This is a genomic window from Tichowtungia aerotolerans (assembly GCF_009905215.1).
GTDB lineage: Bacteria > Verrucomicrobiota > Kiritimatiellia > Kiritimatiellales > Tichowtungiaceae > Tichowtungia > Tichowtungia aerotolerans.
Window position 1 is genome coordinate 2750836 of record NZ_CP047593.1, and the last position, 22694, is coordinate 2773529.

Below are 22694 nucleotides of genomic sequence, written 5' to 3' on the forward strand. Positions count from 1 at the left end.
CCAGTATCTCCGATTTCCGTTAACCCATAAAAATTATGAGAGTTTTAATCATAGGTGCAGGGAACGCCGGTCGGCAGCTTGCTGAACGGTTGTGTGACGAGAGACATAGTGTCGTCATGGTGGATACTGATCCGCAGATCCTCGCGGAAGCGGAAGCGCGTCTGGATATCCTGACGGTCTGCGGTCCGGGATCCAGCCCGCAGGTGCTGAATGAGGCACAGATGGATAAGTGCCAGCTGGTGATCGCGGTCACGGACAGCGATGAGGTCAATATTCTTTCCTGTCTGTATGCGCACGCAGCCGGAGTGGAACGCAAAGTGGCCCGGGTGACGTCGCCGGAATACATCCACAAGGGTGATACATATGATCTGACGTCCATGGGAATTGATCTGGTGATCAGCCAGAAACAGGAATGTGCCCGCGAAATGTACCACATGCTTCAGATACCGGAGGCGCTCGAAGCATTTGAGATCTTCAAGGGACGCATCATGGTGGCCGGGGTGCAGGTTGACCGGAAAAGTCCGATTCTCGGCATAACTCCGGTACAGTTCGAGAATAATGAGCTGATTGAGAAAGTCCGTCTGATCGCCATTCGTCGCAACGCAGAACTGATTATCCCGCATGGCGATACCTGTTTTGAAGAAAACGACCTGGTGTATCTGGTCGGACAGCGCAGTGATCTGAAAGCGTTTGTGGCCTGGGTTTGTCCCGAGTGTCAATCGTTCGATAAAGTGATTATCGCCGGTGGCGGCGACCTCGGCCTGTTGCTGGCAAAAAGACTCGAGAATCAGATCGAATGTGTTCTGCTCGAGCAGGACGAAGATCGTGCCCGGCACTGTTCCGCCGAGCTTCAGAAAACCCTGATCCTCCGGGCGGACGCCCTGGCCGGCAGTGCGCTCGATGAAACCGGTATCGGACCGCAGACTGCGTTCGTTGCGCTGACCGGAGACGATGAAAACAATATTATGAACTGCCTGATGGCGCAGAAAAAAGGCGCGTCATTTACCGTGGCAAACATTACCCGCACAGATTACCTGCCGGTGGTGGAAAGCCTGAATCTGGTCGATCGGGTTGTCAGCCCCTACATTTCCACCACGCACGCGATTCTGCATTATCTTCGTTCTCAGAAAGTGCAGGCGGCTTCCCTGCTGCACAATCTGCCCGGAGAGCTTCTGGATGTGGTGGTTGCCGAGACCAGCAAAGCGGCCTTTCAAAAGATCCGTGAAATCAAAATGCCGCGCAAAGCAATTATCGCCTCAGTGCTGCGCGGGCAGGAGGTGCTTCCCGCCATCGGAACATTGCGGCTTGTGCCCCATGACCGCCTGCTGATTTTTGCGCATCCCGACGCGATCAAGAAAATCCAATCCATGTTCCTCCAATGAACAAACGCGCGGTATTTCATTTGGTGGCCACAGTCACGCTGGTGATCGGCTTCTCGATGGGCGGCTGCGCCGCCCTGTCATGGTTCTGGGGAGATCCGGAATGGGCCAGACGAAGTCTGCTGACCTCGTCGGCGCTGACCTCGTTTTTTGCGGCCGGACTGTTATTCCTGACTCGCGGCGATATTAACCTTTCACGCCGCGACGGCTTTGGAATCGTCACCTTCGGATGGCTGTTTGCCGCCGTTTTCGGCGCACTGCCGTATATTCTGTCCGGCGTCATTCCAGACCCGGTTTCGGCGATCTTTGAAACCATGTCCGGGTTCACCACCACCGGAGCCTCTGTGCTTCCGGACGGCAATTTCCAGACATTGGAAAGTATTCCGCGCGGCATCATGTTCTGGCGTGCACTCACGCACTGGTTCGGCGGCATGGGCGTGCTGGTGCTGTGCGTGGCGATTCTCCCGTTTCTCGGCGTGGGCGGTATGCAGATCTACCGTGCCGAAATGCCCGGACCGTCCAAGGACCGCCTTACGCCGCGTATCACCACCACCGCTAAACTGCTGTGGGGCGTTTATGCACTGCTGACGCTGGCCGAAATTCTGCTCCTTAAATTTGTCGGCGGCATGTGCTGGTTCGATGCGGTCTGCCATACGTTTGCCACGATGGCAACCGGTGGGTTCTCCACCCGCACCGCCAGTGTTGGCGCGTTCGACAGCGGCGTGATTGACTGCATCATTATGTTCTTCATGTTTGCCGCCGGTGTGAACTTTTCGCTGCACTACTATGCACTGACCGGCAAGCCCGGTCGCTACTGGAAAGATCCGGAGTTTCGAGCCTACTTTATTTTCTGGCTGATCACCGGCCTCATTCTCACCTTTAATATCTGGGGCTCCGTATACAGCAGGTTCCTTGACGCACTGCGCGCCGCCTTTTTTCAGGGAACCTCCATTCTCACCACCACCGGATTTATCACTGCCGACTTTGACCTCTGGCCGCAACCGTCCCGTATTCTGCTGGTGCTGATGATGTTCGTCGGCGGCTGCGCCGGATCGACCGGCGGTGGTATCAAAGTGGTCCGTATCTTCATTATGTGGAAAAAAGTCATCAAAGAGCTGCGCCAGTTTATGCGCCCGCGAGCTGTTTTGCGCGTGAAGCTCGGCGGAAAGGCCGTGGATGACGATGCGGTATCGCACATCGTTGCATTTTTCACCATTTTCGTACTGGTGTTTGTGCTGGCTTCGTTTCTGATGACTTTCTACACGCCCGATCTCGAAACCGCAGCGACTTCCGTCGTCGCCACGCTCGGCAATATCGGTCCGGGGCTCAGTGCTGTCGGCGCCACTCAGAACTTCGCAGCCATCCCGGCGCCGGGGCAGTCGCTGCTGATTCTCTGTATGCTGCTTGGCCGTTTGGAGCTGTATACTGTACTGATTGTTTTCCTGCCGGGATTCTGGAAAAAATAAATTATGAAAACTCCTCCTGTTGTCAGTCTTGTCAGCCTCGGATGCGCTAAAAATACGGTGGATTCTGAGCTGGTTCTCGGCCGTTTTGCGGAAAGCGGATGGATGATTTCCGAGGAACCGGCCGATTCCGATATCTGTCTGGTCAACACCTGCGGATTCATCGAAGACGCCCGCGAAGAGGCCGCGAGCGTTCTTCATGAACTGAAGGCCGCCGGCGGGCCGAAAGTCGTGGTTGCGCTCGGCTGTCTTGTCAAGCGCGCTGCGGACTGTCCGGAGACGGATCATTTTTTGGAAGCAGCCGATGCCCGCGTTTCCTTTTCTGATTACAGTCGCCTGCCGGAAATCTGTCTCGAACTGCTGGGCGAAAAAGCCGAGCCGATGGAAATGCTGGGTTACAGTGAGTTTCTCACCCAGCCGCGCCTGCGCACCGGTTCTCCGCACACAGCGTACCTGAAAATCTCAGAAGGCTGTTCCAATCCCTGTACATTCTGCTCCATTCCTAAAATCCGGGGAAAACAGATCAGCCGTCCGATGGATGATATTGTCAATGAAGCGCATTCTCTGATTGAGGCGGGTGCGATTGAGATCAGCCTGATTGCTCAGGATACGACCGCCTACGGAAAGGATTGGGACGGAGAACTGCATCTTTCAGGATTACTGCGGCGTTTGCGGGACGAAATTGACGCCAATATCTGGTTCCGGCTTATGTACGCCTGTCCGCAGCACCTCTCCCGCAGTGTGCTCGATGTGATGGCCTCCGACCCGCGCTTCTGCCCGTACATCGACATGCCGCTTCAGCATATTTCCGACCGGATGCTCGACGCCATGGGGCGTCAGCTCACAAAGTTCCAAACTTTGGAAAAACTTGATCTGATTCGTGAAGTGCTTCCGGAGTGCGCCATCCGTACGGCCTTTATCGTCGGGCACCCCGGTGAAACGGAGGAGGATTTCAATGAGCTGCTTGAGTTTGTGCGGGAAGGGCGTTTTACCCATGCCGGAGTCTTCTGCTATTCCGCCGAGCCGGGAACCATCTCGGCGCGTCTGGAAAATGATGTTCCGGACGATGTGAAAGAACAGCGCCGGGCACTGCTGATGGAAGCGCAGCGCGACGCCTCTGCCGCCAACTGCGCCGCACAGATCGGCAAAACCGTCGAAGTCATCATCGACGGCTCCTGCGAAGAGGGGCTTATTGCGCGGTCACGGCACCAGGCTCCCGAAGTCGACGGCGTTTTCTTCCTTCCGGAATTTGAAGACGCGATGCCCGGGGATCGCTACGACGTTGAAATCACTTCTGCTTCCGACTACGATTTTTACGCAGAGTAGCTTTCGGACAGGATCGCCTGAATAACTGCATCTTCGCCCATACGATTGATAACGTGCCCGAGGCGTTCTTTGGGTTTTCCGTTTGCTTTGTAGAAAAGCAGAGTTTGTTCGATGAGTTCGAAGAGTTCTTCCGAAGTTTGGATATTTGTTTTCAGAGGAATGCCGAGTCGCGGTTTTTTACCGAGGGTTCCGCCAATGAGCAGGGTGTATCCGGTTGATTCCGGTCCCCAGGCTTTTGCAGGGCAGAGAACGGAACATACGCTGCAGTGGATGCAGGTCGACTCATCACGTTCATAGCGATCGTCTTTGCCGGTGATGGCCTGTACCGGGCAGAGTTTAATGCAGGCATTGCAGCGGATGCATTTTTCGGAATCCCATTTGGGGGTGCGCATGCCCATGATGCCGATGTCGCTTTCGCGCGCTTTGCCGCAGTTGTTCGGGCAGCCGGTGACTCCGAATTTGACTTTGTAGGGAACGTCGAGGCGGAAGTAGCGCCGGTCGATTTCTTCCGCAATTTCGGGGGTGTCGATGGAGCCGTAGCGACAGGTGTTTTTGCCGGGGCAGGCGATTACAATGCGCACTCGGTTGCCGTCGGATCCCATTTTGATTCCGGCGGTTTCCAGTTCTTTTTGCGCTTCAGCCAGATCCTTTTTGTGAACGTGCGGGATTTCGATGCCCTGCCGGGTGGTGATGTGCACGCTTCCGGAGCCGTAGCGGCGGGCAATATCCGCCACAGTGTTCAGCTGGTCAGCAGTCAGGTCGCCTCCGACGGCTCGGAGTCTCATGGCAAAAAAATCTGTCTGGATTTGCCGGATATTGCAGGAGTAAGAGGGGGGCGTATTCATGTCGTCTGGTTATGGTTGAACAATTTCCGGTTTGATTTTTTTCAGCATAATGGTGCGGGCCGCCGGACGGGTCAGCGTGCTGTTCAGGTCCAGCAGTTCATCATAATCTTTCACGTGCACAATGGTCGGGTTGATGTCGGCTTCCTGTAGAATCAGCATTCCGTTGCGGGTCGGCGCAGTCTGGACCTGAACGGTTCCTCCGTTTTCCGGCAGTTCTGTTTTGAATGCTTTCGGAGCGAGAGCCGGCCTCCAGCCTTTGGGGAGAATCAGTTCGTAGAGACGGGAGGTTTGAATCGGATCACCGATATAAAAGGCGCTGGAGCGGCGGTCGCTGCGGATTCCAAGCAGATTGTCGAGTCCTCCGGGAAGGGTGAAATACATATGGTCTCCATCGACCACGGCATAGTTTTTGAGTTTCGCCGCCAGCGTCAGAGTGCCTTCTTCGAAGGAAGGGAGCAGCGGACGGATCGCCTCCGCGGACTGGGAGAGGTCGCTGAGCTGTCTCTGCTGTTCGCGCCGAAGTTCTTCGGGCGTGAATTCGGCGAAGATTTTGTGAAATGCTTCAAACGGAGTTCCGGAGAAGTTGGTTGATTTCAGAACCGTGACATCTCCGTTTTCTGCGATGACCATTTGATACGACGTGTCGGAGCGGTTTTCGAGTGAGGTTTCGGGAAACTCCAGTTCGCCGGTCTTCAGGTTGATGGCGGGATTTCTGTTGTGTTCCAGCGTGCCGGGCGCAGCGTAACGGCCGCTGTCGCCGAAGTAATAGTCCTTTTTGTCGTTTTCAATGGCTACAAGCGGCACATTGAACGGCTGACGCTGGAATGTGTCCATGAGCGATGTGTTGATTCCTTTAATCCGCGGAAGGCCGGAGGAAAGCACAAAGCGGGGTTTGAGTTTTACGGCGTCGCTGAGTGCGTAGAGCAGCACGGCGCGGTCGATGCTGTTGCCGTATCCTTCTGCCAGCGTCTGTTCAGCCGGTGTAATGGCAGATAGGGGCAGCGAAGAGATGCCGGGGCCCGCCGGGCGGATATTGCGATCCACAAAGTCCCTCAGAACGGTCATTTTCTGGATGCGGCCTTTGATGTCATGCGTCAGTTCTTTTGCCTTGGCTTTTACTGAGTCTTTCGGTTTGGCGGCAGCGAGCAGTTTTCTTCGGATCGTTTCGGCGTAGCCGTCCATGGTTCCCGTTGAAAGGAGCAGCGACGGTTTCAGCACCCAGTCCGGAATGAGGTGGTCTTCCTTGCGAATCATTGGGCGGTTTTCGGCAGACCACTCATGAACAATGTTCCCATTGTTGTGATAGGTGCGCTGGCGGATGACGCCGGGTGCCATATTGCCGATCTTCAGGTCGACGGAGCGCGGGGTTTCAACCCGCACGGTTTTTTTCACGATCGGGTTGAGATCATCAAAGGTTTCCATGATGGAGAAAAAGGGAACATCGCGCCATGCGGTTGCAATCTGATATTCAATTTCGCTGCCGATTTCCACGCCGGGCAGGCTGATGACCATGATCTTTTCTGCCGGATAGCGCGGCGCTCCGGAGACCCATGGGGCATCCATGATATTGACTTCTTTTTCGGGATCGATATCGCGCACGGTGCCGTCCGGGGCCGTGACGCGCGCAAACTTCAGGGCGACTCTCTGGAAGCCGGAGTTGTAGGAGATTTTCACATCGGAAAGCGCTCGTTTCCCGGCATAGGTCAGCACCTTTTGTTTCACTGTTGTGAGGCACGTGAAATTTTTCGGATTGTAGATGGTGTACTGCGAGAGGTCGTCGAGCGTGGCGAAGTCGGCTTCTTTCGGGAATCCGCCTGCCTGAAGAATGACGCGTTTGCGTGAGTTCTGTTCTGCAATTTTCAGGTTTGCTTTGAGCTCAAGGTATTCGTCCGGATTGAATTCAACCGTGCGCAGGCGCAGGTCGGCGGTGGCGGCAATCACTCCGTTGGTTGCGCTGACGGAGCGGCTGATGAGAACGCGCGGATTGTCGATGGTGTCATATTGCGGAAGGATGGACGGGCGCAGGCTTCCCTGGGTGAGGTCAAGGCGGACAGTTTCTGAAACGCCGCAGGTGATTTGTGTCTGCAGGGGATATTTCCTTTTGTCGAGACCGGTTCCGTCGCCGAGCAGGGCACCGAACAGTCCGAAATGGTTGATGAGTGTGGGAACGCGAAGCATGGCTTCGGACGGACCGGCAACCACGGCGTTTTCCACTTCAAAGCCGATGGCTACGGACAGCGGGGTGGTTGTGTCGCGCACATTGGCCGGAAAAATTTCAAGGCTGGTGAGGCGGGCATCTCCCAGTGCCTGTTTGATGCGGGATTCAAAGTACGGTTCCCGTTCTTCGGGCTTGAGGTTGGCCAGGCGTCCGCGGTAGGCGGTGTCGTTGATGCCGCCGAAGGAGAGCAGTGCCTGTGCGGTGATCAGGTTGCTGTCATTGAGCGATCCTTCAATCTGGATGGTCAGCATGTTTTCTTCCGGAGGAATCACCGGGGATGTGCGCAGCGGGTCGCCGCCGGGGTGGGCGACCAGATAGCTGCGGTTGCAGAGATAGGCCGGCAGCAGATCGCGTGTATTCTCGTTGGTGGCATCCATCAGCTGCCAGGAACCGTTCGGATTACGAACCGCCGTGATGGCATGGTTGAACCACGGCTGCGGCACTTCGGGATCTTTTTTGGGGCCGACATAAATCAGGACCGGGTATGCTTCGAATCCGGCGAGCTGCAGCATGGAGACCAGCAGGGCGGCCTTGTCGCGGCAGACACCGTAACGGTTATCGAAGGTCATGCAGACATCGTGCGGTTCATAGCCGGGCGCTTCGTCTTCGACCGTAATCCCCATGTAGCGGATATCCTGCGACACAAAGCGGAAGATCGCCTCAATTTGTTTCTGGCGGTCGGTCAGTCCGTCGGTCAGCTCTTTTACCTTGGTTTTCATGGTGTCATTGACCGCATCCAGACGCGGCTTGGAAAGCTTCCAGTACCATTTGGACAGTGATTCCCAGTCCGGAATTGTGCTGAGCAAAACCCGCTGGGAGACGGTATAGCGCGCGGGCATTTCCGGTTCCGGGAACATCTGCGGAACATTGCGGGCTTCCCAGATGTGGCTGAGGCCGCCGTCGGGCCGTTTTTTCTTGCGGTAGGTGACGGTGTCGCCGACCGGGTCTTTCAGCTCAATCCGGGTCAGCGGCAGATCGGCCGGGGCGTCCACCCGGCAGGACGAATGGAGAATCGGGGAGGTGTCTTCGAAGACGAACAGGTCGCTCCATGTGTTCGGAACCACGGCTTTGGTGCGTTTTCCAGTGAAGGTGTAGTGCAGCAGGTCCCCGATCTCCAGATTCGGAACACTCAGCAGAATCTGTTTGCTGTTGGGATCGTAGATGTTGGCATTCATCTGACTCGAATCAATGGTTTCCCGGGTCTGCTTTTCCAGATCAATGGGAACGATGGTGCCGTCGGGCTTGATGACTTCTGCCTGGGTGAACCGGGTGGTGCCGTATGCGGCATCATAACCGAGAGTGACGGTGCCTTCCTCCTGCCGTCCTTTTTCGGTCAGAATCTTAATGGCGACGTCGCTGACGTATTCATAGGAGCCGTCGGCGCGGTATGAAAGCCGGATGATGTCTTCCACCAGAACCGTGTCGGCGTCAGGATAGAGTTTGAGCGTCGCCGGGGCCGCGGAGCGCAGCAGAGCCTCCGGTGACGGCAGGCCGTTGAGTTCAACCGCAGCAAGGTTCAGCGCTCCGCAGAGCAGAAACAACATCAGGATCCATTTTTTCATTTGTGCAGAACTCCGTATTTTAGAGGAAACCGACAACCTAACCCATCGTTTCGTTCAATACAATCGTCTCCTTTTAAAACCGGACGGAATCCGAACTTGCTCTGCGCCGCATGCTTAGGTAAGTTCCCCCGCTTCACAGAACGCGACGTCATCCATTCTGTTGCCTGATTGATACGGCGTCGCAGTAACCCTGAAAACAGAAAAGAAAGGAAGATCCATGGGGCTCTTCGCAAACAGTAAACGGAACATGGTCGTCAGTATCGACGCCATTCTCCAGAGTAAAGGAATCCGCGGACGCGCCGTGCCGCGTCAGCAACTGCAGGTCTTGCGCTCACTCTCCCGTCTGGTGCAGCGTGAAAAACTGAACGTGACTGCCGTCATTGCCGGCAAACCGCTCAACAAAGCGCCGAATAATAAAAAATTCGACGGAGTGCGGGTTCGTTACGTCAAAGACGAAAGCAAAACCGAGGCTGAACTGATCAGATCCCTCAAGCATGCCGGATCGGCCGGGGTGCTGGTGACTGAAAATGTTGAGCTCGAAACCAAGGTGCTTCGCGGTGGAAAAGACACCCTGCGTACCTCCACCTTCCGCAAGCTGCTTGATGACGGTGGCGACGAAGGCGGACGCCAGGATGGCGGCAACCGCGACCGCAGCAATAACGGCGGACGCAAAAACCGTCGTGAGCGCAACAACAACCGTTCCGAGCGCAAAAAACAGCGCCCGTCGAAAGAAAAAGCGCCTAAAAAAGAACAAGACAAAGAACAGGACGAAATCAGCCAGATGATCGATCTGGTCGATTAAGATTACTCTGTTCTCGATCAACGAGCGGTGTTTTTCCAAACCTTGGAAAAACACCGTTTTTTTGTATGTCGATTGGAGAGAGACGGAGTGCGATGCCGCTCTTATGATCCGATTATGTTTCCAAGCACTAATATTGTAATGGAGCTGATTTGAATGAACTGTAGTGCCAAATGACACCAAAGTGGCCATGGAATATGTTGTTGTTCTTTTAGAGCAATACGTACAGCTTTTCCTAAATCGAAGGTTTCTGGGAATCCGAAAAACCAGACCTTCCAACTGGAGGAGCGGTGTCCTTGTTCTCGAATCCATGGTGCCGTGAAAAATGCCCAGAATTGCATTGAAATAACATAGCCCAAAACTGCGCCGATAATCAGGATGAGGTTTGTTTTTTCAGTCATAATTCTTTTGGTTGGTTATTTAATGGTTGAAGTTTGTTTCTTATAGACGAAGTTTAGTGCGAACTACTGCAGCTTCAAGCAGTAAGCGCGTTTGCGTGGAGGGGTTGGGAAATTTATCGGAGTCGCGGCTCGTTCTTTCCAATGTTTGGGAATATTCTCGGGGTTTTTGCGATAAAACGGAGCATTTCAGTGGAAAAGCATTTTATTTTTGATTTGGGCAATGTGCTGGTCGATTTCAACCTCGACGAGGTGCTGGACAGTGTCATGGCTTCTGCCGGGGTTTCTGAGCTTCCGGCAGGCGTTCGGCTGCAGGACACGGCCAGGGTGGTTGAGGTGGAAACCGGGAAACTCAGCGACGAAGCGTATCTGGCGGATATCTGCCAAACGACCGGTTTGAGGCTGACACTTGAGCATCTGATTGCTGCATGGCAGAAGGGGTTTCATCTGAACCCGGTCGGAACAGCGCTGTTTCGTGAGCTCAGGGAGCAGGGGCGTCCGGTTCATATCCTGAGCAATCTGGCGTGGCATAACATGGAAGCCGTTCGCCGCAACTGGCCGGGTTTTTTTGATCAGTCCCATGAAAACTTTTTTTCGTATGAACTGGGCTATCACAAACCCGACGAGCGCATCTATCGCGCGGCACTGGATCGTCTCGGCGCCAATCCATCCGATTGCCTGTTTTTCGATGATAAAGCTGAAAACGTGGAAGGCGCCCGTTCTGCCGGTATGAACGCCCACATTTTTTCCACTGATCGTATTGCCGACATCCGCCGGGAGGTGGAGAACTTCAGTTCGGATGGTTGAAAAACAAAGCCGGTTTGTCATAGTAATTTGATGAACAGATTTAAATCCATAGCAGTCATCGGAACAGGAGCGATCGGCGGATACTACGGTGGACTGCTGCAGCGTTCCGGACAGAACGTGCATTTTCTGCTGCACAGCGATTATGAGCATGTGCGTGAACATGGGCTTCGAATTGACTCAAAGAACGGGGATTTCACGCTGCCTCAGGTTAATGCATGGCGCACGGCCGCAGATATGCCGATGTGCGACCTGGTGCTTGTGGCGCTCAAGACAACTGCCAATCAGATCCTGCCCGAAATTCTTCCGCATGTGGTACATGAGCACAGTACGGTGCTGGTCCTTCAAAACGGACTGGGATCGGATGACGATGTCGCGTCTGTCATTGGTGCAGAGCGCGTGATCGGAGGCCTTTGCTTTATCTGTTCCGGCAAAGTGGGTCCGGGCCATATTCATCACCAGGATTTTGGGATGATCACGCTGGGCGAATACCGCGCAGACGGAAGTGCCGCCGGGCTGACACCGCGACTGAAGGCGCTGGGCGCCCTGTTGGAGTCGGCCGGAATTCCGATTCGCATGGAAGAGGATCTGCTGCTGGCCCGCTGGAAAAAGCTGGTCTGGAATATTCCGTTTAACGGGCTGTCGGTGGTGAAAAACTGCCTGACGGATACGCTGATGAGCGATCCTGAAACCCGTGCCCTCTGCCGGAGACTGATGGAAGAGGTTGCCGCCGGATCCGTAGCCTGTGCGCGCCCGGTTGAAACAGCGTTTATTGATCAAATGCTCGACTATACCGGAAGCATGACGCCGTATGCCCCGAGCATGAAGCTCGATTATGATCATGGACGTCCGCTGGAACTGGAAGCCATTTACGGCAATCCGCTGCGCGCAGCCCGCGCCGCCGGCGTTGAGATGCCGGAAACCCAAAAACTTTACGATCAGTTGCGCGAGTTGTCTGCCTAAGAGTGGTAGAGCTTTTCGATGTACTGCTTGGCGGTGGAATCCCACTCGAAGCGGGCCTGTGTGGCGGCGTCGCAGATGGTTTTCCAGTCATTGGAAGAATCGCTGTGCAGGTCAAGCGCGTCGCCGAGCGCGGCGCCCATTCCGTCGACCTGTTCGGTAAGCGTCGCGCCTTCAAAGCCGAATCCATTGACGCCCGGGGTGACGGTGTCGTTTAGGCCGCCCGTGCGGTGGACAAGGCAGGGCTGTCCGGCGCGCATGGCGAGCATCTGGCCGATGCCGCAGGGCTCGAAAGAGCTGGGCATGAGGAACAGGTCGCCGCAGGTGTAGAGCGCGCCGGCGATGGCGTTGGAGTAGCTGTTGAGGAAGAGAAAGTTGGGATGCATGATCGCGGCTTCGGCGAGGAAGGCTTCCGTTTCGGGATCACCGGTTCCGAGCAGGATGAAGAGGCGGTCTTTGCCCAGCATTTCGAGCATGTTTTCGAGTCCGGTTTTTCGGTTGGAGCCCCGGGATTTCAGGATCAGCATTTTCTGGTCGACAATGCGGCTGATGCCGGTGGCGACGAATGCAGGTTTTTTCCGGGCATTGGAAATTTTCTCCAATGTTTGGAAGGCGGCGTAGTCGGCGAGGTTGAGTGCGCTGCATTTGGAGGCCCAGCGTGCGGCTTCTTTCTTGATGAGAGCAAGCAGGTCGCTGATCGGCATTTTTTCGGACCGCGGTTCGGAATATTCGCATCCGTTGAGAATGCCGTGCAGGCGGCCTTCGTTCATGGCGGCTTTCAGATCGTGTTCGAGCCCTTCGCCGCCGAAGTATTCGGGCGGACGGCTCGGGGATAGAATTTCTTTGGCATAGGTTGGAGACACCGTGTGTACGGCGTCGGCCAGCCGGATGCCGGTTGCCATCGGGTTAACGCAGTCGGGCCAGCGCGGGTCGGAGAGTGCGTTGAGCAGGTCGGTGTTGAGTTCGAGGCGTGGGAACCAGCTTTCGAGAGAGGAGGCGTCATTTTCGAACGGGCGAATGCCCTGCAGGGAGAGGTTGTGAATGGTGTAGGCGGTGCGCAGGTTTTTCAGGGGTGCGAAGATGGGGTCAAACTGGCGCAGGATGAGCAGAAAAGCGGTGTGCCAGTCGTGCAGGTGCAGAATATCGAGCGGGCCGAAGAACTGTTCTTTGATAGCGGCACCGACCGCGGCATTAAAGCAGGCAAACTTTGTGGCATCTGTGGCGAACGGACGTTCGGCAATGTCGTGGCTGTAGATTTCGAATTCGCCGCGCGCTTCATTCATCATTTTAAATGCCGGGTGGTCAATGACGTAGTGGGAGGCCCGTTCCCCGACCATGGTTCTCGGCCGTACGCGATAAAGGACGGCCATTTGTTCTGCGCCGGAAAAAGGAAAGGCAATGTCGGCAATCTGTTCGGCGCCGGGTGTTTCGTGCAGATATCCGTAGGAAGGGGTTACAACCGAGACATTGCACCCGTTATTGCTGAGGGCAACCGGGACATCCCGAATCACATCTCCGATTCCGCCCACTTTACATTTGGCAATCCCGTCGTTTTCGGATGCAACCATCAAGATATTCATCGTTTTCTGCCCTGTAATTTAGATCTGCAGTTTGTTTACGGGGACGAACTCTATCTTTCCTTGACGGTTTTATCAATGGGATGTCCTGTTTTTTCCTCTCCTTCGCTTTGTTTGTGGTAATGCGTGTCTTTTTTGGGGTATTTTTTGGTCTGTTTTGAGTTTGTTTCATAAAATGCGGCTCATTTTTGTCAAAAAATAAATGTGGAGCTTGATTTTTTCAAAAAACGATCTATATTTTTTGTCCAGTTTTTTAGAGGAAGTTTCCTTGGAGGTCTAAAATGGGTGATAAAATAAGCATGGATGGCGGTCAGGCAATTATCAGAAGTCTGGAAGCTCAGGGAGTTGAATACATTTTCGGATATTCCGGCGGTTCGGTTATTCCGATCTTTGATGCGATGATTACGACTCCGTCGAATATCAAGTTCGTTCTGGTTCGCCACGAGCAGGGGGCCGCTCACATGGCCGATGGTTATGCACGGGCTACCGGGAAGCCGGCTGTTGTTCTGGTTACCAGCGGCCCCGGCGCCACCAATATTATTACGGGGATCATGACTGCGCACATGGATTCCGTTCCGATGATCTGTCTGACCGGGCAGTCGGTTTCCTGGATGATCGGTAAAGACGCGTTTCAGGAAGCGGATATTTTCGACATCACCATGCCGGTTGTGAAGCACAGCTATCTGGTCAAATCGACCGACGATCTGCCGCGCGTTATTTACGAGGCGTTTCATATCGCCACCACCGGCCGTCCCGGCCCGGTTCTGATCGATATTCCGAAAGATATGAGCGCAGGCCCGATCGGCGTTGATCTCAACGCAGAAATGGACATTCCCGGCTATAAAACGCATGCGGATGATGAAATCAATTCGGATCACGTTCATGCAATTGCCGAAGCACTGGCTCTGTCGCGCAGACCGCTGATTCTGGCCGGACACGGCGTTTTAATTGCCGGGGCGCAGGATTCCCTGCGCCAGCTGGCCGAAAAAATGAATGTTCCGGTTACAACCACACTGCTCGGCAAGGGCGCTTTTCCGGAAACGCACGAGCTGTCGCTCGGCTGGCTCGGCATGCACGGCAGCGCGTATGCCAACAAGGCGGTTTGCGACTGCGATCTGCTGCTGAACATCGGCTCGCGCTTTGACGACCGCATTCTCGGCGATCCGAAGAGTTTCTGCAAGCAGGCGAAGATTATTCACGTTGATATCGATCCGTCTGAGATTGGAAAAATGATTCAGCCGGATATTCACTGTATCGGCGATGCGCTCAAGGTGATTAATGAGCTCATGCCGCACGTTGCCGAACTCAATACCGAAGAGTGGCTGAAACAGCTCGACCGCTGGAGGCAGAAGTATCCGCTTAAATTCAAGCGGCAGGGAAGCCTGAAAATGCAGCACGTTATCGACGAGTTCTACAAGCTCTCAGACGGAAAGGCCATTGTTGCGACCGATGTCGGTCAGCATCAGATGTGGGCCGGACAGTTCTATAAATCCGATCATGCCAACACCTTCCTCAGTTCCGGCGGGGCGGGCACCATGGGCTTCGGCCTGCCTGCCGCCATCGGCGCGCAGTTCGGATGCCCGGACGATCTGGTCGTCTGTTTCGTCGGAGACGGCGGATTCCAGATGACCCTGTTCGAGCTGGCGACTGCGGCGATTTACAAGCTGCCGATCAAAATTGTGGTTCTCAACAACCACTATCTCGGCATGGTCCGCCAGTGGCAGGAACTGTTCTACGACGACCGCAAGAGCGGCGTGGACCTGGAAGGGAACCCGGATTTCGTCAAGCTCGCCGAATCCTACGGAATCAAAGGGTTTAACCTGCGCCGCCCCGGCGATGTTAAGCGCATTGTTCGCGCCGCGCTCGAGTACAATGATGGACCGTGTCTCATCAACTGTGAGTGTGAGAAGACCGATAACGTTTTCCCGATGATCCCTGCCGGAAAACCGATCGAAGACATGATCATCGAGGCTCCCAAAGAGGGGTCCAGAAAGCTGGAAAAACCGACCGGATCCACCTGATCCGGGATGTTGTCTTCTGTGAAAAAATATTTTAAGGAGAGTGAATAATGCTTAACAACAAAACAATTCATACGCTCAGTGTTTATGTTTCCAACCGGCCCGGTGTGCTGGCACGCATTGCGCAGACTTTTTCCCGGCGCGGTTACAATATCGAGTCGCTCGTCGTTTCGAGTGCGATCGACGGGCACTTTTCCCGAATGACCATCGGGGTCAGCGGGGCCGAAGAGGGGCTCGGACAGATCATTAAACAGGTCGATAAGCTGATCGATGTGCTGCACTGCACGGACCACACCTTTGATGACGCTGTGACCAAAGAGATGGGACTGGTTAAAATTGCAGTCGGTGCCGACGGACGCAGCGAAGCGCTTCAGATTGCCGAACATTTCGGCTGCAAAACCGTCGATCTCACCGACGAGTCGATGATTCTGCAGGTCGTCGGCGATCCGGCCAAGATCGATGCGCTGATGGGAATGATTCAGAAGTTTAAAATCATCGAAATTGTCCGCACCGGCAAGGTGCTGATGTCCCGCGGCGCAGACATTACCTGACGTTCTCGGTTCTTATGCGGTGGGTGCCAGGCATTGGAACTCGAAAGCCCCGTTTTTCCAATGTTTGGAAAGCGGGGCTTTAACGGAGCGAGAAGAAAAGGATCTAAGCGGTTTCTGATTTCCTCAGGCGATAATGGTGTTGTGTATGTTTTCATTATTGTGACTGAACGTACGTCTCAAAGCAGCTTATCGGCGGCGGAGTCGCCGATAAGCTGACTTTGCTTGGTTCGGATTTTTCTTGTTTTTATAAATCAGAATTTGAATCACGAATACAAACGCAGGAACGAATATGATTCTCCCAACGAACGATCCGATTTCTCCACTCTTCAAATCGCTAAAGTAGCCCCAGATGCAAGCAACAGTCAGAGCAATCATTAGACCGAGAATTTTATCATTCATAATGACCCTTTTTAACGGCAAAAAGTGGAAAGTGTGTACTTTGATTTTTCAAATGTGAATCTCATGCATTTAGTCTGTGTCGAGTCCGGCGGCGATGAGATCGTGGACGAGGTGGGTGTGGTCGGGATGAAGGTCGACAGGAACGCGTTCTTTACCAAGAGCCTGGGCCACGCGGCGGCGGGCGCAGAGAAGCGGGTTTCCTCGACAGTAAACGGCCTTGAGTTTTTCAACAACGCAAGGCTGACCCTGTTCGGATTGTGCTGAGAAAAAAATGCAGTGTTCAAACAGTTCGCACTTCATAAGAACCTCTGGTTGAGAAAACAAACCAAAGGGTATATAAGGCTTTTGTTTTCGTAAAGATCAAACGGCCGAAAGCTGGCCGGTCATGGATCTGAATGGATGTTGGGGGCTCAGAGATCTGTAGCCATTTGCATTATCCGCGGTTGCGATTCAAATCCGGTTCACTGCGTATAATAGCGCAGATTTTCCAAAGGTTGGAAATATCGGACTGTCTCAGCCGGCTTTGGGCGGGATCATTCCCATGATTTCGGCGGCGGGGCGCTGTTCGCGCAGCAGCCGGGCCATCGTCTGCATGTACGGATCGATGTGATGCATAAACATTTTGTAGCCGGCGCACAGCCAGCTCAGGCCCGGTTCGCCGTCGGCGGTCTGCATAAAGCGGTGTTTGGGGCACTCGCCGTTGCAGGCAAAGCGCACATCGCAGTTCAGGCACTGCTTCGGAAGCTTGTCGAGCTTGTCGCTGCCGAACTTCAGCTGTTTTTCCTGGCTGATGAGCTCCGTCATCGGCGTGTCCATCATGTTGCCGAGATAGTATTCGGGGTAGACAAAGTGGTCGCAGCTGTAGAGGTCGCCGTTGTGTTCGATGATCATTGCGTCGCCGCATTTTTCTGCGAAAACGCAGAGCGGCGGCGGCATGCCCATCCATGCGTTGAGCATGACGTCGAAAATCTGAACGAAGACGGTGCCAACGTCGCGCCGCACCCATTCTTCAAAAATATCGATCAGGAACTGTCCGTATTGTTCGGGCTGAACGGTCCACGGCATCACGCGGTCGTCGTTGTCGTCCGCGACCAGGTCCGGGGGCAGGGCAAGTTTCAGGCCCATGCGGGCGGCTTCGTCGTCCGGCTTGCGTTCAATAATCGGGATGAACTGCAGGAAGGTGCTGCCGGTGCTTTTGAGGAAGTTGTAGATCTCCACGGCGTGTTTGGCGTTCTGACGGGTGACGCAGGTGAGGGTGTTGAAATCAACCCGGTGCGCCTTCATCAGTTTCAGCGCTTTCATGACGCGGTCAAAGGTCGGCTTGCCGCCGCGATCGACGCGGAATTTGTCGTGCACATGGCGCGGACCGTCGAGGCTGAGGCCGATCAGGAATTTTTCTTTGGCCAGAAATTTGCACCACTTATTGTCGATCAGCGTGCCGTTGGTCTGGAAGGCGTTCTGTACCGGCCGGCCGGCGGAATATTTTTTCTGGAAGGCCACTGCTTTTTCGAAAAACTCGACGCCCATCAGCGTTGGTTCGCCGCCCTGCCACGCAAAGAGAATTTCCGGTGTATTCTGCGATTCGCAGTACTGTTTCACATATTCCTCGAGCACCTCGTCGCTCATGCGATGCAGGTTTTCTTTTTGGAATATCGCCTCTTTCTCGAGGTAGAAGCAATAGGTGCAATTGAGGTTGCAGTCCGGTCCGGCCGGTTTGGCCATCAGATGAAAAGGTCGTCGTTGGTTTAACATAATCCAATCAGAGTGCGTTTCTGGCGCGTCGAGTTCAAGTCTTCATTCACGGTCGCTTTTTCTGGATAAATATTACCAAAACGGTAGGGTATTGTGCGAATTAAATGAAAGGGCGAAAATGAGAGGTGTTCGATCAGCCGTTTTGATGCTGGTTCCGATGTGTTTTCTGGTTGCACAGGCGGAGCCGAAAAGCTGCTGCGGTGTTCTGCCGTCGCGGTTTTCTGTGCCGGTTCCGCCGGGAATGGTCTGGATTCCCGGAGGCGAGTTTACAATGGGCGGGCACGGCCGGTTCGTCCGGCCGGACGAACTTCCGCGGCATCGCGTTCGGCTCGACGGTTTCTGGATCAGCCGCACGCCGGTCACGAATGACGAGTTTGCCCGTTTTGTCAAGGCCACCGGTTATGTGACGACGGCCGAGCGCGCGCCAACGGCTGAAGAGCTGCTGAAAAATGCTCCGCCCGGCACTCCGCCGCCGCCTGCCGAGTTTCTGGTGGCTTCTTCGCTGGTGTTTAAGCCGACGGAGGATCCGGTTCCATTTAATAATCCGCTGGTCTGGTGGGAATGGAAGAGCGGGGCGGACTGGCGGCACCCGGAGGGTCCGGACAGCTCTCTTGAGGGGCGGGGCGATCATCCGGTGGTGCATGTGTCGTGGTTCGATGCCCAGGCCTACTGCCAGTGGAAGGGCGGCCGCCTGCCGACCGAAGCGGAGTGGGAATATGCCGCCCGCGGCGGACTGGATGAAAAAGAAAACGTCTGGGGCGATGAGCCGGTCAGTCCTGCAAGATGCAACACATGGCAGGGAACATTTCCGGTGGAAAATTCGGAAGAGGATGATTTCTATTCCACCTCGCCGGTCCGGAAGTTTGAGCCGAACGGCTACGGACTGTACGACATGGCCGGTAATGTCTGGGAATGGGTGGGCGACTGGTATCGTCCGGACAGCTATGCCTATGATGCAACCAATGCAGTGACCGTCAATCCGACCGGCCCGTCCAGCTCATATGATCCGCAGGAGCCGTACACCGTCAAACGGGTCACCCGCGGCGGATCGTTTCTGTGCAACGACGATTACTGCTCCGGCTATCGTCCGTCCGCACGCATGAAAACCAGTCCTGACACCAGCCTTGTTCACACCGGCTTTCGCTGTGTCATTCCGGTTCTTTTCCCGCCTGAATGAACGGCTTTGCTTTTTGCCGGTCAAAAGGCTTAAATTTAAACGAGAATTTTGTAAGGAGAACTGTCCCCATGATGCGAACCGCCAATCCTGCGTTGAATGCGAAAACTTTTGATGTCGCCGATGCCGGCAGTGCTGTGATGACCCTTGAGGGAACCGTCAGTCGTACTGCCATCATGCTTGCTCTGCTTTTTACTGCCACGGTAGTCACCTGGAACCCGTCCGCTCCTCAAACCGGAAACGCCTGGATGCTGGCGGGCGGTGTCGGCGGGTTTATCATTGCGCTGTTTACCATCTTCAACAAAAAGGCAGCTCCGATCACAGCGCCGATTTATGCAATCTGTGAAGGGCTTCTTCTGGGCGGTTTCTCCAGCATGTTTGAGCGGATCTATCCCGGTATTGTTGTTCAGGCCATTCTGCTCACGTTCGGAACACTCGGAGCTCTGCTGCTTGCCTACACATCGCGCCTGATCAAGCCGACTGAAAATTTCAAACTGGGCGTGGTCGCAGCAACCGGCGGCATTGCGCTGTTTTATTTTGTATCCTTTATTCTCGGCGTGTTCGGGGTAGGGGTTCCGCTTCTTCACAGCAGTGGTCTTTTCGGGATCGGTTTCAGTGCTGTTGTGGTGGTTGTAGCCGCCCTGAATCTTGTGCTCGACTTCGACTTCATCGAGCAGGGGGCCGAGCGCGGCGCTCCAAAATATATGGAGTGGTACGCCGCCTTCGGCCTCACCGTCACTCTCGTCTGGCTCTACATGGAAATCCTGCGCCTGCTTTCCAAGCTGAACAGACGCTGATCAAATTTCTGTAGCCGCCCTCGGTGAGGGCGGTATCGCAGAGTGCAAACCGCAGCGTTAGAATTTCCGCATAGGCAGGTCTTTTGCCATCAGCGGACGGCGCAGCCGTTTGCGGATGTGGCTGCAGAGCATCAGGAAAATTTCTGCGGTCATAAATGCATCGCCTTCCGCGGTATGGCGGGCCATCAGCGGCAGGTTCAGCTGTGCACAGACTTCTTCCAGAGCCGGGGGGCGCTGATTGGCGTATCCGGTCTGATGGAATGCAATCAGCTCGTTCATGGCGATGCGTGCGGTGTCAATGATGCGGTTGCAGAGCCGGATTCGGTAATGACGCATCAGGAGGTCGTTGAGCATGGCGGCGTCGAAGCGGACATGATGGCCAACCAGGACTGCGCCGCTCAGCAGTGGAAGCAGCTCCGGAAGGATGTCCTGTTCCGGCGTTCCCTGGCGGATTTCATCCGGCAGGATTCCGTGCACTTCAGTGGCCTGGTTGAGCCGGGCCTGCGGCTGATAGACAATCCACTTGCGGCTTCCGGAAATGTCGATCCGGCCTTCCGCGATCTCGAAGGCTGCCAGAGAAAAAATCCGGTCTGTTCCGACTTTGAAACCGCTGGTTTCACAGTCGAGAACGATAAAACGGATTCGGTTAAATTCCGTTTTGGCGGCCAGCCGCGGTTTCGTTGCATCCAGATAATCCTGACACAACGGGGACAGTTTCTGTCTGTTGAAAAAGGGCATCATGACACGCGGCTATCCACTCCGAATTCTACGCGGACCGCGGCCTGGACCATGCGCTGAACATCGAACACATTCACCAGATAGCCGCGCTGCAGTTTCGTCAGTCGGTCGGGGTCAACAAAGCGGCCGGAGTTATGACGGGTGATTCCGGTCAGTGTGCGGATGCGCAGCAGCAGATCGTATCCCTGCCGGGCGAGCATGGCCATTTCCATTTTTTCCGGATGGGTTTCCGCCAGTTCCAGCCAGCGCCCGCCGGTGGAGTGGTGTTTGCGGAGTCCGTAGTGCAGGGCAAAAAGGCGAGCGGCATCGCGCAGCGGGGTCAGACCGCGTTTTTTGATGTCGAAGTCGCCTTCATTACCGCCTTTTTTTTCGACCACAAACTTGCCGCGGAAGTTGAGCGGCGGCGGCGTGGCGACAATCATTTCTGCTATGTGGCGTTTGATGGCGCTGTTGTTTCCTGCCGATTCAAAAACAACCTGGCGGACGGATTCGCTCAGGGCTTTGTCGCCGGCGACATAGCGAAGGTCATACAGGATCAGGGCGCGCAGCAACCCTTCGCCGTCGGCGGTCAGGTCCGGATTCTTGAGTTCTGCAATCCACTCCTCATCGGTTTTGCACCAGTTGGGATTGGAGGCCATTACGCCGCCCTGACAGCGGGCAAACCCCGCCTCGACGAACAGGGCGATTACCCGTTTGGCAAGATCGATGAAAAACGTCCGGTTTTTCTGGTCCTGTTCTTTATCGCCGGATGCCGCGAAGATCATGCCGTTGTCCATGTCGGTGCGGAGAACCTGTTCGCGCCGTCCGTCGCTGCCGATGGCGATCCATGTCCAGGAAACTTCCGGCAGGGTTAAGCCTTTTTGGTTCATTTCGTCCAGCGACAGATCAATCAGTTTTCGCAGGAGTTCGTCGTAGAGCTCGGCGCAGATTTCTCCGAGAAGCAGTCCGGAAATGCCGGCTTCAATGTAGGTGTGAGCCATCGTTTCGATATCGTCGCAGATTTCGCGGAAACGGACCGGAGAGTTGGCAATGCGGATTTCGTGGATAAATCCGGCGGGATGGCGGCCGCTTTGCGCGAGCATGTCTTTTTGTGTGCAGACGTCAATTGCGGCGGTGTCCGGTGTGCCGTCTTCGGTGACGCAGACCTGACCGATACGCTCGCGCAGCATAATCAGTCCGGCAGCCGCAACGCTGGAGTTGCGGGCGACGGTGATGACCGGGCCGGACATGATGTCGGAAACCGGTCGTTCGCTGCTGCGATCGCCGACAATCACTTCTTTCACAAGGTCGCTGCCGGTCAGGATGCCGCGCGGTTTGCGATCGTCGTCGGTGATCAGGATGGAGGGCAGCCGCTTTTCGGTCATCATTCGGGCGGCGTCGCGAATCGGCAGGTCCGGCGGGCAGCAGAGCAGTCGTTCGGGCGGACGGGTTTTAATGGTTTGTGAACCTTTGAGGTGAGCTTCCAGAAGATTCTGTCCGCTGCCGTCGTCCAGTCCGGGATCGGGCAGGGAGCGGCCGACGCGCGTGCCCCAGAAGAGGTGCCGCCGAACATAATAGCGGGCCTGATCGTTTGCATTGATCATTTCGCGGACCTGTGTCCACGGCAGGGTGTAGAGAATGCTGTCTTCCGAGGCGCGTGCGGTAACGCGATACGGCTCGGCTTCGTGCTGCGCGGAGAGCCCGAGAATGTCGCCGACATCGCGCACGTCGATCAGCTCGTTGTTTCGGAAATATTCCACGCGTCCACGGGCGAGGAAGAGCACTTTGTCGCCGGGAGGGTCTCCCTGTTCCCAGACGGCGTCGTCTTCGGTCAGCACCTGAACCATGGCCTGCCGGGCAAGATTGCGCACGGCGTCCTCTTCGAACATCGAAAAGGGCGGGAACTGCCGCAGGGCGTTTGCAATTCGATCCGGAATAACGTTTTGACTGTTCAT

18 protein-coding genes are annotated in these 22694 nt (G+C 55.2%); 10 read left to right on the forward strand and 8 right to left on the reverse strand.

The annotated features are described in order from the left end of the window. Nucleotides 1-35 precede the first annotated feature (35 nt). From trkA to rimO, 3 genes are read left to right on the forward strand one after another with little or no spacing between them, the layout of a single operon-like run. Nucleotides 36-1382 (forward strand): Trk system potassium transporter TrkA, encoded by a 1347-nt coding sequence (gene trkA, locus GT409_RS11250; RefSeq protein ID WP_160629178.1) that lies wholly within the window; start codon nt 36-38, stop codon nt 1380-1382. Beyond that, on the forward strand, nt 1379-2845 hold the full coding sequence (locus GT409_RS11255) for a TrkH family potassium uptake protein (protein WP_233231537.1): 1467 nt from the start codon (nt 1379-1381) through the stop codon (nt 2843-2845). The genes trkA and GT409_RS11255 overlap by 4 nt, the downstream gene beginning before the upstream one ends. 3 nt (nt 2846-2848) lie before the next feature. Continuing rightward, entirely contained in the window at nt 2849-4168 is a 1320-nt protein-coding gene (gene rimO / locus GT409_RS11260) for a 30S ribosomal protein S12 methylthiotransferase RimO (RefSeq protein WP_160629179.1), read from the forward strand. Here the strand turns inward: rimO and GT409_RS11265 are convergent. Continuing rightward, complete coding sequence (locus GT409_RS11265) at nt 4156-5013, reverse strand: 4Fe-4S dicluster domain-containing protein (RefSeq protein WP_160629180.1); 858 nt, start codon at nt 5011-5013, stop codon at nt 4156-4158. The two genes, rimO and GT409_RS11265, sit on opposite strands and share 13 nt — an antisense overlap. Nucleotides 5014-5022: 9 nt before the next feature. Continuing rightward, nucleotides 5023-8793, reverse strand: a complete 3771-nt coding sequence (locus GT409_RS11270; protein ID WP_160629181.1) for a DUF3857 domain-containing protein — start codon at nt 8791-8793, stop codon at nt 5023-5025. A gap of 217 nt (nt 8794-9010) precedes the next feature. Here GT409_RS11270 and GT409_RS11275 point away from each other — a divergent pair, with 217 nt between their 5' ends. After that, nucleotides 9011-9595 carry a hypothetical protein gene (locus GT409_RS11275; RefSeq protein ID WP_160629182.1) on the forward strand — a complete coding sequence of 195 codons (585 nt, stop codon included), beginning with the start codon at nt 9011-9013 and terminating at the stop codon, nt 9593-9595. Between the two features lie 101 nt (nt 9596-9696). Here GT409_RS11275 and GT409_RS11280 read toward each other — a convergent pair whose 3' ends face one another. Then, nucleotides 9697-9993, reverse strand: coding sequence for a hypothetical protein (locus tag GT409_RS11280; RefSeq protein ID WP_160629183.1), 297 nt, complete (start codon nt 9991-9993; stop codon nt 9697-9699). A gap of 189 nt (nt 9994-10182) precedes the next feature. On the opposite strand from GT409_RS11280, the gene GT409_RS11285 reads away from it, so the two are divergent. Together GT409_RS11285 and GT409_RS11290 are read left to right on the forward strand one after the other, a co-directional pair. Then, nucleotides 10183-10797, forward strand: coding sequence for an HAD family hydrolase (locus tag GT409_RS11285; protein WP_160629184.1), 615 nt, complete (start codon nt 10183-10185; stop codon nt 10795-10797). 30 nt (nt 10798-10827) lie between these two features. Further along, complete coding sequence (locus GT409_RS11290; protein ID WP_160629185.1) at nt 10828-11757, forward strand: putative 2-dehydropantoate 2-reductase; 930 nt, start codon at nt 10828-10830, stop codon at nt 11755-11757. Here the strand turns inward: GT409_RS11290 and GT409_RS11295 are convergent. Next, nucleotides 11754-13334, reverse strand: coding sequence for a glycogen synthase (locus tag GT409_RS11295; RefSeq protein WP_160629186.1), 1581 nt, complete (start codon nt 13332-13334; stop codon nt 11754-11756). The two genes, GT409_RS11290 and GT409_RS11295, sit on opposite strands and share 4 nt — an antisense overlap. A 278-nt stretch (nt 13335-13612) precedes the next feature. On the opposite strand from GT409_RS11295, the gene ilvB reads away from it, so the two are divergent. Together ilvB and ilvN are read left to right on the forward strand one after the other, a co-directional pair. Then, on the forward strand, nt 13613-15352 hold the full coding sequence (gene ilvB, locus GT409_RS11300) for a biosynthetic-type acetolactate synthase large subunit (RefSeq protein ID WP_160629187.1): 1740 nt from the start codon (nt 13613-13615) through the stop codon (nt 15350-15352). A gap of 47 nt (nt 15353-15399) precedes the next feature. Further along, nucleotides 15400-15900, forward strand: a complete 501-nt coding sequence (ilvN, locus tag GT409_RS11305) for an acetolactate synthase small subunit (RefSeq protein ID WP_160629188.1) — start codon at nt 15400-15402, stop codon at nt 15898-15900. Between the two features lie 468 nt (nt 15901-16368). Here ilvN and GT409_RS11310 read toward each other — a convergent pair whose 3' ends face one another. Together GT409_RS11310 and GT409_RS11315 are read right to left on the reverse strand one after the other, a co-directional pair. Further along, the gene (locus GT409_RS11310) at nt 16369-16599 is read right to left on the reverse strand and encodes a hypothetical protein (protein ID WP_160629189.1); all 231 of its coding nucleotides are present in this window, start codon (nt 16597-16599) and stop codon (nt 16369-16371) included. 213 nt (nt 16600-16812) lie between these two features. Then, on the reverse strand, nt 16813-18051 hold the full coding sequence (locus tag GT409_RS11315) for an anaerobic sulfatase maturase (RefSeq protein ID WP_160629190.1): 1239 nt from the start codon (nt 18049-18051) through the stop codon (nt 16813-16815). 118 nt (nt 18052-18169) lie between these two features. Between GT409_RS11315 and GT409_RS11320 the strand changes: the two genes are divergently transcribed. Both GT409_RS11320 and GT409_RS11325 read left to right on the forward strand, forming a co-directional pair. Next, on the forward strand, nt 18170-19228 hold the full coding sequence (locus tag GT409_RS11320) for a formylglycine-generating enzyme family protein (RefSeq protein WP_160629191.1): 1059 nt from the start codon (nt 18170-18172) through the stop codon (nt 19226-19228). Nucleotides 19229-19299: 71 nt separating this feature from the next. Further along, the gene (locus GT409_RS11325; protein WP_160630108.1) at nt 19300-20022 is read left to right on the forward strand and encodes a Bax inhibitor-1/YccA family protein; all 723 of its coding nucleotides are present in this window, start codon (nt 19300-19302) and stop codon (nt 20020-20022) included. 57 nt (nt 20023-20079) lie between these two features. On the opposite strand, the gene GT409_RS11330 is transcribed toward GT409_RS11325, so the two are convergent. Together GT409_RS11330 and GT409_RS11335 are read right to left on the reverse strand one after the other, a co-directional pair. Further along, nucleotides 20080-20763 (reverse strand): 3'-5' exonuclease, encoded by a 684-nt coding sequence (locus GT409_RS11330; protein WP_160629192.1) that lies wholly within the window; start codon nt 20761-20763, stop codon nt 20080-20082. Then, complete coding sequence (locus GT409_RS11335; RefSeq protein ID WP_160629193.1) at nt 20760-22694, reverse strand: DUF294 nucleotidyltransferase-like domain-containing protein; 1935 nt, start codon at nt 22692-22694, stop codon at nt 20760-20762. Before GT409_RS11335 ends, GT409_RS11330 begins: the two co-directional genes overlap by 4 nt.

What these genes read in the sequence shown, in the direction of transcription:
- trkA (WP_160629178.1), top strand. Translation starts at nt 36, where the DNA reads ATGAGAGTTTTAATCATAGGTGCAGGGAACGCCGGTCGGCAGCTTGCT.
- GT409_RS11255 (WP_233231537.1), top strand. Translation starts at nt 1,379, where the DNA reads ATGAACAAACGCGCGGTATTTCATTTGGTGGCCACAGTCACGCTGGTG.
- rimO (WP_160629179.1), top strand. Translation starts at nt 2,849, where the DNA reads ATGAAAACTCCTCCTGTTGTCAGTCTTGTCAGCCTCGGATGCGCTAAA.
- GT409_RS11265 (WP_160629180.1), bottom strand. Translation starts at nt 5,013, where the DNA reads ATGAATACGCCCCCCTCTTACTCCTGCAATATCCGGCAAATCCAGACA.
- GT409_RS11270 (WP_160629181.1), bottom strand. Translation starts at nt 8,793, where the DNA reads ATGAAAAAATGGATCCTGATGTTGTTTCTGCTCTGCGGAGCGCTGAAC.
- GT409_RS11275 (WP_160629182.1), top strand. Translation starts at nt 9,011, where the DNA reads ATGGGGCTCTTCGCAAACAGTAAACGGAACATGGTCGTCAGTATCGAC.
- GT409_RS11280 (WP_160629183.1), bottom strand. Translation starts at nt 9,993, where the DNA reads ATGACTGAAAAAACAAACCTCATCCTGATTATCGGCGCAGTTTTGGGC.
- GT409_RS11290 (WP_160629185.1), top strand. Translation starts at nt 10,828, where the DNA reads ATGAACAGATTTAAATCCATAGCAGTCATCGGAACAGGAGCGATCGGC.
- GT409_RS11295 (WP_160629186.1), bottom strand. Translation starts at nt 13,334, where the DNA reads ATGAATATCTTGATGGTTGCATCCGAAAACGACGGGATTGCCAAATGT.
- ilvB (WP_160629187.1), top strand. Translation starts at nt 13,613, where the DNA reads ATGGGTGATAAAATAAGCATGGATGGCGGTCAGGCAATTATCAGAAGT.
- ilvN (WP_160629188.1), top strand. Translation starts at nt 15,400, where the DNA reads ATGCTTAACAACAAAACAATTCATACGCTCAGTGTTTATGTTTCCAAC.
- GT409_RS11310 (WP_160629189.1), bottom strand. Translation starts at nt 16,599, where the DNA reads ATGAAGTGCGAACTGTTTGAACACTGCATTTTTTTCTCAGCACAATCC.
- GT409_RS11315 (WP_160629190.1), bottom strand. Translation starts at nt 18,051, where the DNA reads ATGTTAAACCAACGACGACCTTTTCATCTGATGGCCAAACCGGCCGGA.
- GT409_RS11320 (WP_160629191.1), top strand. Translation starts at nt 18,170, where the DNA reads ATGAGAGGTGTTCGATCAGCCGTTTTGATGCTGGTTCCGATGTGTTTT.
- GT409_RS11325 (WP_160630108.1), top strand. Translation starts at nt 19,300, where the DNA reads ATGCGAACCGCCAATCCTGCGTTGAATGCGAAAACTTTTGATGTCGCC.
- GT409_RS11330 (WP_160629192.1), bottom strand. Translation starts at nt 20,763, where the DNA reads ATGATGCCCTTTTTCAACAGACAGAAACTGTCCCCGTTGTGTCAGGAT.
- GT409_RS11335 (WP_160629193.1), bottom strand. Translation starts at nt 22,694, where the DNA reads ATGAACAGTCAAAACGTTATTCCGGATCGAATTGCAAACGCCCTGCGG.